Annotated in this window: 6 protein-coding genes, 1 tRNA gene and 2 rRNA genes (1 of these 9 only partly in view); 3 read left to right on the top strand and 6 right to left on the bottom strand. The window is 53.4% G+C overall.

All coding sequences use genetic code 11. The features are described 5' to 3' along the window. From DS739_RS12425 to DS739_RS12415, 3 genes are all read left to right on the top strand, one after another. Positions 1–2,353, top strand: a 23S ribosomal RNA gene (locus DS739_RS12425); it begins 390 nt to the left of the window's first position. A gap of 106 nt (positions 2,354–2,459) precedes the next feature. Beyond that, positions 2,460–2,575: ribosomal RNA gene (gene rrf, locus DS739_RS12420) — 5S ribosomal RNA — on the top strand. 57 nt (positions 2,576–2,632) lie between these two features. Further along, positions 2,633–2,709, top strand: a tRNA-Met gene (locus DS739_RS12415). A 545-nt stretch (positions 2,710–3,254) separates the two neighbouring features. Here the strand turns inward: DS739_RS12415 and holA are convergent. The 6 genes from holA to DS739_RS12385 form a co-directional block, all read right to left on the bottom strand. Beyond that, complete coding sequence (holA, locus tag DS739_RS12410; protein WP_006115445.1) at positions 3,255–4,268, bottom strand: DNA polymerase III subunit delta; 1,014 nt, start codon at positions 4,266–4,268, stop codon at positions 3,255–3,257. A 15-nt stretch (positions 4,269–4,283) separates the two neighbouring features. Further along, entirely contained in the window at positions 4,284–4,979 is a 696-nt protein-coding gene (locus DS739_RS12405; protein ID WP_035351832.1) for an LPS assembly lipoprotein LptE, read from the bottom strand. Then, on the bottom strand, positions 4,979–7,597 hold the full coding sequence (leuS, locus tag DS739_RS12400) for a leucine--tRNA ligase (RefSeq protein WP_006115444.1): 2,619 nt from the start codon (positions 7,595–7,597) through the stop codon (positions 4,979–4,981). The genes DS739_RS12405 and leuS overlap by 1 nt, the downstream gene beginning before the upstream one ends. A 59-nt stretch (positions 7,598–7,656) precedes the next feature. After that, positions 7,657–8,193 carry a DUF3576 domain-containing protein gene (locus DS739_RS12395; RefSeq protein ID WP_006115443.1) on the bottom strand — a complete coding sequence of 179 codons (537 nt, stop codon included), beginning with the start codon at positions 8,191–8,193 and terminating at the stop codon, positions 7,657–7,659. Between the two features lie 239 nt (positions 8,194–8,432). Next, a complete protein-coding gene (locus tag DS739_RS12390) occupies positions 8,433–9,527 on the bottom strand; it encodes a lytic transglycosylase domain-containing protein (protein ID WP_035351852.1) in 1,095 nt (364 codons plus the stop codon). 71 nt (positions 9,528–9,598) lie between these two features. Next, positions 9,599–9,820, bottom strand: coding sequence for a hypothetical protein (locus tag DS739_RS12385; RefSeq protein WP_006115441.1), 222 nt, complete (start codon positions 9,818–9,820; stop codon positions 9,599–9,601). Between the last annotated feature and the right edge of the window lie 102 nt (positions 9,821–9,922).

The raw sequence follows: 9,922 nt of genomic DNA, 5'->3' as shown, positions 1-9,922 counted from the left end.
GGGGGGACCACCCTCCAAGCCTAAATACTCCCTAGTGACCGATAGCGAACAAGTACCGTGAGGGAAAGGTGAAAAGCACCCCGACGAGGGGAGTGAAAGAGACCTGAAACCGGATGCCTACAAGCAGTCGGAGCCTCTTATGGGGTGACGGCGTACCTTTTGTATAATGGGTCAGCGAGTTTCTGTTTGCAGCGAGCTTAAGCCGATAGGTGTAGGCGTAGCGAAAGCGAGTCTGAATAGGGCGCATAGTTGCTGGCAGAAGACCCGAAACCGAGTGATCTAGCCATGGCCAGGCTGAAGGTGCGGTAACACGCACTGGAGGGCCGAACCCACGCCTGTTGAAAAAGTCGGGGATGAGCTGTGGCTAGGGGTGAAAGGCCAATCAAACTCGGAGATAGCTGGTTCTCCGCGAAATCTATTGAGGTAGACCGTCAGGTGGTTACCCCGGGGGGTAGAGCACTGGATGGGCTAGGGGGGCCCAAAGCCTTACCAAACCCAACCAAACTCCGAATACCCGGAAGTATAGCCTGGCAGACAGACAGTGGGTGCTAAGGTCCATTGTCGAGAGGGAAACAGCCCAGACCACCAGCTAAGGCCCCCAAATCGTGGCTAAGTGGGAAAGGATGTGGGGATTCCATAACAACCAGGAGGTTGGCTTAGAAGCAGCCATCCTTTAAAGAAAGCGTAATAGCTCACTGGTCTAATAGAAACCCTGCGCCGAAAATGTAACGGGGCTCAAGCCACGTGCCGAAGCTGTGGGTGCATATCTATGATATGCGCGGTAGCGGAGCGTTCCGTAAGTCAGTGAAGGAGACGGGGTGACCCTCTCTGGAGATATCGGAAGTGCGAATGCTGACATGAGTAGCGACAAACAGTGCGAGAAACACTGTCGCCGAAAGTCCAAGGGTTCCTGCGCAAGGTTAATCCACGCAGGGTTAGTCGGCCCCTAAGGCGAGGGCGAGAGCCGTAGTCGATGGGAAACAGGTGAATATTCCTGTACCTGCCAGAAGTGACGAATGCGATATGTTGTCAGGTCTTAACGGATTGACCTGGCTTTTGGAGCATTCCAGGAAATAGCTCTGGCGTATAGACCGTACCCGAAACCGACACAGGTGGACTGGTAGAGAATACCAAGGCGCTTGAGAGAACGATGCTGAAGGAACTAGGCAAATTGCTCGTGTAACTTCGGGATAAGCGAGACCCGTTGGTGGGCAACCATTGGCGGGTGGCACAGACCAGGGGGTAGCGACTGTTTATTAAAAACACAGGACTCTGCGAAGTCGAAAGACGACGTATAGGGTCTGACGCCTGCCCGGTGCCGGAAGGTTAAGAGGAGGTGTGAGAGCACTGAATTGAAGCCCCGGTAAACGGCGGCCGTAACTATAACGGTCCTAAGGTAGCGAAATTCCTTGTCGGGTAAGTTCCGACCTGCACGAATGGCGTAACGACTTCCCCGCTGTCTCCAGCATCGGCTCAGCGAAATTGAATTCCCCGTGAAGATGCGGGGTATCCGCGGTCAGACGGAAAGACCCTATGAACCTTTACTGCAGCTTTACAGTGGCATCAGAGACATTCTGTGTAGGATAGGTGGGAGGCTTTGAAGCAGGGGCGCCAGTTCCTGTGGAGCCATCCTTGAAATACCACCCTGAATTTTTCTGATGTCTAACCGTGGTCAGTTAGCCTGATCCGGGACCCTGTATGGTGGGCAGTTTGACTGGGGCGGTCGCCTCCCAAAGTGTAACGGAGGCGCGCGATGGTGGGCTCAGGCCGGTCGGAAACCGGCTGTTGAGTGCAATGGCATAAGCCCGCCTGACTGCGAGAGTGACAGCTCGAGCAGAGACGAAAGTCGGCCATAGTGATCCGGTGGTCCCGCGTGGAAGGGCCATCGCTCAACGGATAAAAGGTACTCTAGGGATAACAGGCTGATCTCCCCCAAGAGTCCACATCGACGGGGAGGTTTGGCACCTCGATGTCGGCTCATCACATCCTGGGGCTGGAGCAGGTCCCAAGGGTTCGGCTGTTCGCCGATTAAAGTGGTACGTGAGCTGGGTTTAGAACGTCGTGAGACAGTTCGGTCCCTATCTGCCGTGGATGTTGGAGACTTGAGAGGATTTGTCCCTAGTACGAGAGGACCGGGATGAACATACCTCTGGTGCACCGGTTGTCGCGCCAGCGGCACCGCCGGGTAGCTAAGTATGGAAGGGATAACCGCTGAAAGCATCTAAGCGGGAAACCCACCTCAAAACTAGGTCTCCCTGAGGGTCGTGGTAGACCACCACGTTAATAGGCCAGGTGTGAAAGCGTGGTAACACGTGCAGCTAACTGGTCCTAATCACCCAATAGGCTCACTCTCTTACTGTCCCCTTAAAAGGACAGCCCGTGCACAGAAATCATCCATATATACGCCTACTTCTTCTACCAACCGTCTTCCACACACCCTTACAGGGTGGACTGGATGACCTGGTGGCCATGGCGGGGAGAGATCCACCCGATCCCATCCCGAACTCGGCCGTGAAAACCCCCAGCGCCTATGATACTGTGGCTTAAGCCACGGGAAAGTCGGTCGCCGCCAGGTCTTCCAATCCACCCTGCCAAAACTTACTACCCCTACAAATTTCAACACAATCACAACCGCGGGGTGGAGCAGCCCGGTAGCTCGTCAGGCTCATAACCTGAAGGTCATAGGTTCAAATCCTATCCCCGCAACCAAAATTTCCAAATGAAATCAAGTTGTTAGCCCGCTCATAGAGCGGGCTTTCTGCGTTCCGGAGTGCCAACTTGCAATGCAAGCCCAGCTAGATCCCTAAGCTTGGCGGGGTGCTGCATATATGACCCGCCTCAACAGGCGTCTAAATCACTAGAATAATACATAATGGTGTCCGCGGCGGGATTCGAACCCACGGCCCCAGGATTCATACCACTTCAGTTTTCACTGCCGTTGCATGATACCATGCAACGTTCGTGGTCTGGACTGTCCCTTTGCCATAAACCTAAAATTTCAGGTTCTTAGGCACTGCCCGTCCAGTCTCTACACCTTCCTTGTTCTGTATTAAAGTACAAGGCTTGGCTCGGGATTGGCACAATCTGTTTTCCAGATTAAGCGTTCCCCGACTTTGAGCAGATTCACTATAATGTTTCCAATTATAGTGCCCAATTAAATAGGAATCCTGTGCTCTATCCTGCTGAGCTACGCGGACACACGCTTTTCGTATACTGAAAGAGGTTGATACGAACAAGTGATAAAACGAACAGGTCTACCGTCTCGCCTGCATGGCTGCCCGTGCAGTTAAAGTGGAAACGTACCGTCGGCACAGCAGCGCATCGGGGCTGCCTGTTTGTTTGCAGGCATATTCCAGTGCCTGTGTTTCTTCCACAGCTTTGGTAAGAGCCGGGAGAGACCACAACTCTAATGCTTTGTTAAAACTTGCTGTGCGTTTAAAAAAAACCGGGGGACGTAGCGCTTTAACCGCATCACTCCGACTAACCCCTGCGGCCATAGCGGCTCTTACACGGCGGAGCCTATGCAGATGCCCTAGAAAAGATCTCGCAATGGCAATGGGGCTTGTATCTTCAGCTAATGCTCTTTCTAGGGCCGTATCTGCGGCAATACGATTGCCTTCTGTGGCAGCAAAGGCAGCATCTTCCAAGGAAACGCTACCGGCATCTCCTATGCTTGCTCGAACATCATCTAGCGTCAGGCTGCCAGAATCACCGGCATACAAGCACAATTTTTCTATTTCACTACGCGCTGCGGCACGGTCTGCACCAAGCCGACTAGTCAGCCAATGCAAGGCATCAGAAGCAATGCGTACCTTATGTTCTGTCAGCATGTGCGTAATGGAGGATTCGAGATTACGACCTTCTTCAGGATAACAGCCAATACTGGCGCAGTTGGCGTGTTTTTCCAGAAAGTTACGTAGCTTGGAGCGCGATGAAAGGCCCGGAGCTTCTAGGATAATAAGAGTATCGCTGCTTTGAGCCAGAAAGGCTTCTAATGGTTTGAGTACGGTGTCGGATGCATCACGCACACGCACCACGCGGCGCCCACCCATAAGAGAAAGTGCCGTAGCCTCTTCCATCAGTTTGTCATGCGTTTCACGATCAAGCACTGCAACCCGGAATGGATCATCTGCTGATCCAGCTATTTTGATAACAGCGTCCTGAGCGCGTTCTTTAATAAGCCCTGTATCTTCACCATGTAGAAGAAGAATACGCCATGCTCCAGGATCAGCCAGAACGCGGGATAGGTTGCGGGCGTCTATCTTCATGAAATAAAAGTCGCCTTAATACTGGCTCGGCCCACCACGCCCAGTAGCCATATCTGGAATTGCATCAGCACCTTCCTGTTCCATAGGCACTTCTTTGTCTGATTCTGGCATGGCTGTAGGAATAGGATAAAAGGCTTTCGGCCCTTGATCCCGCGAGACTGCTGGAGCAGCCTGAGTGCGGAACCACGTAGAAACCTGTTGGGTAATTTGTTCACCAAGGGTTTGGGCTACGCGTCCCATAGCTGTTTCGTTGTTCAATGTCTGGGCGAAATACTGTTCGTATGTGTTGGTGTAACCATCCATTGTGGTGGTATCACCCTGCGCCAGCAGCGTGGGGTTTTGCGCTACGGTAAGTAATTGCCAGTGGGCATGCCCTGTAATGCGGGTGCGCCCAGATGTGTTGTCTGAGTGAATGTCGATCGCTTCTGCATTGAAGGATGGCATCACAATAAGTGTGTATTTATGGGGGTCTTCTGGCCCATCCGCAGACATTTGCTGCTGCAAGGCCAGCCGCAACTGCTGGCCAGTGCGTTCTGGTATGTTGGCAACGTAAATGTCTTTGAGTTCTGTATTCACATCTACGTTGTTCTTCCCGCTTTCTCCATACAGGGGCTGAAAGCCACAACCGCTCAGCACAACTGGCAACGCAACCAGAGGCGTGATTGCCAGAGCAAGACGCGCGGAACGTAGGAAAAAGCGGGAATGAACCATCAGCCTGCCGTTACAAAGTTAACAATACGGTTGGGAACATGAACGCGTTTAACAATGCGTTTGCCTTCCAGAAGTCGTGCCACGTTGGGCTCGGCTTCTGCGCGGGCAACAACATCTGCGGCATCTTCATCCGGTTGCGCTTCAATCGTGCCGCGCAGTTTACCCATAATCTGCACAGCAATGGTAATATGCGTTGCTGTAAGCAGATCTGGTTCCGCTTCTGGCCAAGATTGCTGTGCAGCCAAACCAGCAGACGGCATAATCAGAGCAAACATTTCTTCAGCCAGATGCGGCATCATGGGGGCGCAAAGGAGGCACAGTGTCTGTGCAGCTTCACGGCGTGCAAATGCCATGCCGGAAACAGTTGCAGACTTTTCAGCTTCTGCCAGAGCAGATGTCAGTTCATGAATACGCGCCACAGCCACGTTAATGGCAAAACCTTCCAGAGCTTCCGTTACGGCAGCAATGGTGCGGTGTGTGGTGCGGCGTAGCGTATCCGCCTGACGATCGATGTCTGTTGGGCATTCTGTTGTGGCAGGAATATCCTGTGCAACTGTGCGAATGGTGCGGAACAAGCGCTGGTTAAAGCGGGCCGCACCGGCCACACCAGCTTCTGTCCATTCCATGTCTCGTTCAGGCGGGCTGTCAGACAGCACAAACCAGCGGGCGGTATCGGCGCCAAAGCGTTCAATAATTGCAACAGGCGCAACCGTATTCCGCTTGGATTTGGACATTTTTTCCACACGACCAACGGTTACGGGTTCGGTGGTGCCGCGTTTCACACAGCCTTGGGCTGTGCGCTCTACTTCTTCTGGGTACAGCCAGTTGCCTGATGAATCCTTATAGCTTTCATGGCTTACCATGCCTTGCGTGAACAATCCGGCAAAGGGTTCATCCACATCCAGATGGCCTGTGCGGTGCATGGCACGGGTAAAGAAGCGCGCATACAGCAAATGCAAAATGGCGTGCTCAATCCCGCCGATATACTGATCAACAGGCAGCCAGCCATCGGCCGCAGCTCTTACCGTTGGGGTGGGTGCGTGCGGTGCTGTAAAGCGGGCAAAATACCACGAGCTATCTACAAACGTATCAAACGTGTCTGTTTCGCGGGTGGCTGGTTTGCCGCATTTCGGGCAGGAGGTGTGCTTCCATGTGGGGTGATGGTCCAACGGGTTGCCGGGTTTGTCGAAAGAGACATCATCCGGCAGCTCCACAGGAAGTTGCTCATCAGGCACGGCAACCGGGCCGCACTCTGCACAGTGAATAATGGGGATAGGGCAGCCCCAATAACGCTGGCGGGAAATGCCCCAATCACGCAGGCGCCAATTCACCACACCTTGCCCGATGCCCAGCCCTTCTAGCCGAGAAATGGCTTCTTTCCGAGCTTCTGCGGTGGAAAGACCATCCAGAAACCCGGAGTTAATCATGGTGCCATCGCCTGTATAGGCCGTAGTGGTGATGGCAAAATCTGCCTGATCTTTGCCAGTAGGCAAAACAACAGGTGTGACAGGCAGATTATATTTATGCGCGAAGTCCAGATCGCGCTGGTCACCAGCTGGGCAGCCAAACAGCGCGCCTGTGCCGTAATCCATCAGCACAAAATTGGCGATCCAGACCGGGAAGCTTTTATCCATAAACGGATGGTTTACGCGCAAGCCTGTATCAAAACCGCGTTTTTCAGCAGTTTCCACGGCTTCTACTGATGTGCCAAGCCGGCGGCATTCCGCCACAAACTCTGCGGCCTGTGGGTTCTGTTCGGCAGCCCATGCAGCCAGTGGGTGATCTGGAGCAATAGCAAGAAAGGACATGCCAAAAAGCGTGTCTGGCCGGGTGGTGAACACTTCTACTGCGTTCAGATTTTCATCAAGCCCAGCCGGGGGTTGATGCAGGGAGAAACGCAGCTTTGCCCCTTCAGACCGGCCAATCCAGCGTTCCTGCATGGTGCGCACGCGTTCTGGCCAGCGATCTAGCGTTTTTAAGCCGTTCAGCAGATCTTCGGCAAAATCTGTGATTTTCAGGAACCACTGTGAAAGCTGCTTTTTTTCAATGGGGGCACCAGAACGCCAGCCCTTGCCATCTACAACTTGTTCATTTGCCAGAACGGTTTGATCGATCGGGTCCCAGTTGACCCAGCTTTCGCGCCGTTCAACTAGGCCGCTTTTTAGAAAGTCTAAAAAGAGCTTCTGCTGTTTGCCGTAATAGTTCGGCAGGCAGGTTGCAATTTCTCTATCCCAGTTCAGAGAAAAGCCTAGACGCTGCAATGTGCCACGCATGGTGGCAATATTGTTCAGAGTCCATTCCTTGGGGTGCACGCCACGTTCGCGCGCTGCGTTTTCTGCAGGTAGGCCAAATGCATCCCACCCCATAGGGTGCAGCACAGAAAAACCACGTGCCCGCTTATAGCGGGCAATCACGTCCCCCAGTGCATAATTGCGCACATGGCCCATATGTAGCTGCCCAGATGGGTAGGGGAACATTTCCAACACATAGTATTTGGGTTTGTTCGCTGGGGGGGCATCCGGAACGGTGAAAATATCGGCATCTGCCCAGGCTTTCTGCCATTTGGGTTCAACCGTATTGAAATCATAGGGCGTGGGCGTGCTGGAAGACTGGGACATGAATATTCTGTGTCTGAGACCTAATGAAAGGGAATGTGGAAAATGGCGCTGGGATAAAATTAGCTATCCCGGTTGCCATTATCGGCTCGCAGCTTACGTGCGCGGGAGAGAATGCGTGCTGCAATATCAGATGCAGTATTGGGAGCAGGCGGTGTGTCCACCCATTCTTCCCCTTGCTTGATCTGGCGGAACACGCTCAGACGCAGGGCATCGGAACGCAGGCGTTTGTCCAGAATAAAGGCAGTTACCTTAAAGCGCTCATCATGGGCAGCAGGCGGGGTGTACCAGTCTGTCAGGATAATACCGCCTTCTGCATCTGCGGTAGAAACCGGCAGGAAAGAGAGGGTATCAAGGGTTGCGCGCCACAGATAGGCGTTTACACCTCCTTTAAGTTCCGCATCACCGCCAGATGCTCCGCGATCTTCGGCCAGCAGATGGTTGCGCGGTGCTGTCAGACCATTGTCTGATCTGTCACCAGAAGAGCACGCAGCTAACAGGCCAATACCCGCACATGCGGTAAGCAGGGTGCTGGTGCGGCGGAACCCGGCAGGCACATGGCTGGCGGCGGGACGGCAGGGCATGAGACGACGAAGCATGGTGTCGGTACGGCTCCTTCAGCGCTGGGTATCCGTGTTTCCCGGTCGCCTTTGCAAATGTTCAGGTCTGGCTTCGGGGTTAAGAGAGTATTCTGCTTATCTCATATCCTTTCAGTTCTGTCCCGCCAAGCATTTGCTGGGGAGAGATGTTCAACCGCATACTGAAAACACGGGCAAGGCAGGAAAAATCATGCCTTACATACGAACACGCTATTGATGCTGAAGGGATAAAAGAGAGCTCAGCGTGTCACGGCAACACAGTTTAACCCTTGCTGTTTCAAGGACATGCAGATTGTGTCTGTCTGTGCGGATGGTAGGCCCGCCAAGCGTGAACGCCACACAGATTGCCCGCTGCTTTTAAGGGCAATCCGGTCTATGCGATCTTCCGCACCGGCCAGGGCAGGGGTGGATTGATGTGCCATCTGAATGGCGTGCTGTGCTCTTTCCTGAGAGGAAAATGCGCCAATTTGGATAATAGCGCCGCCAGAAGGTGTATTTTGCTGCCATACCATTGCTGACCCAGAAACTGGCACAGTGTTTGCGGCCTGATAAGTTGGCGGCGTGTCTGTTACTGGCTGGGTATCAGCAGAAGATGATACCGGAATAGCACTGGTATCGGGGGCGGAAGGCGCTGGTGGCTGTATGTCATCGGTAATAGGTGGCGCGATCCCCGGTGAAGCAATGCTGGCAACGTGTTGAGCGGGCGCAACCGTTACAGCCGGGGTGGCTACTGGGGTTTGCGTGTCTGCAATGGCAATCGCGCTAGCTGGCGTAATGGCGCTTGGTACCGGATCATTTAGGTGCGGAGAAACAGACGCCAGATAAGTTTTGGCATATGAGGGCAGGGCCGTGTGGCGTGAGCGGTGGTTTTCCATGCATTGTGGCCCGCAGCTATATGCGGCCAGAAAATCAGGAGAACCAAATCTGTCATACAGTTGGCGGATGTAACCACTGCCCGCCATAATGTTGTCGTGCGGATTATAGGGGTCAGAGCCAAGCTGGTACCGCTTGGCCAGTTCGCGGTAAGTGTCTGGCTTAATCTGCATCAGCCCGACGGCACCGTGCACAGAACGTGTCAGATGGCCATGCATATATTGGTGACCACCAGATTCCTGCTGCATCACGGCCCGGATCCATGCCTGAGGAATGGAAAAGCGGGTGGAGGCTTCCTGAATGTAAGGCCCCCATTTATCTACGGCGGGGCCGGGTGGATTATAACTGGAGCGCGGCTGGTTCGCACAGCCTGCCAGCATGGCAAGGCTGGCAAAAGCCATTAAAAACCGTTTTTGCTGACGCAATAAGATAGGCAAAGAGCAACCCATACGCAAAGACATGGCGCTTATGGTGCGCTGTGCGCCTGTGTGATGCAATCCTGATTTTATGCGAATAATGGAGAACTGGTATTTTACGGCGTTTTATGTGTTTGTGCCGCCACTTTACGGACCAAATCCGGGTTGGTTCGGCGGATCTGTCCTGCCCGTAAAACGCTTGCAGTGGAATAAGCTGGAGAAGCCACCCATTCTTGCAGAAACTGCAAGTCGGACAGGCTATCCCGTGTTTTATGCCCTGCGGGAATGTTTGTGTTCTGGTGTGTCATGTTTGGTGTCGTGTTAGGTTTACGCAACATGGCGCAGATCCTGTGCTTATCCTGTATTTATTGTTTGATTGTCAGACAAAGGCCTGAAAAAGGTTTTGGTCTTGCCCAGCTTTTGAAAAACAGGGCTTTGTA

Source organism: Acetobacter sp. JWB, assembly GCF_003323795.1.
In the GTDB taxonomy this organism is placed as follows: Bacteria; Pseudomonadota; Alphaproteobacteria; order Acetobacterales; family Acetobacteraceae; genus Acetobacter; species Acetobacter oryzifermentans.
This window is presented reverse-complemented; position numbering and strand designations above follow the sequence as displayed.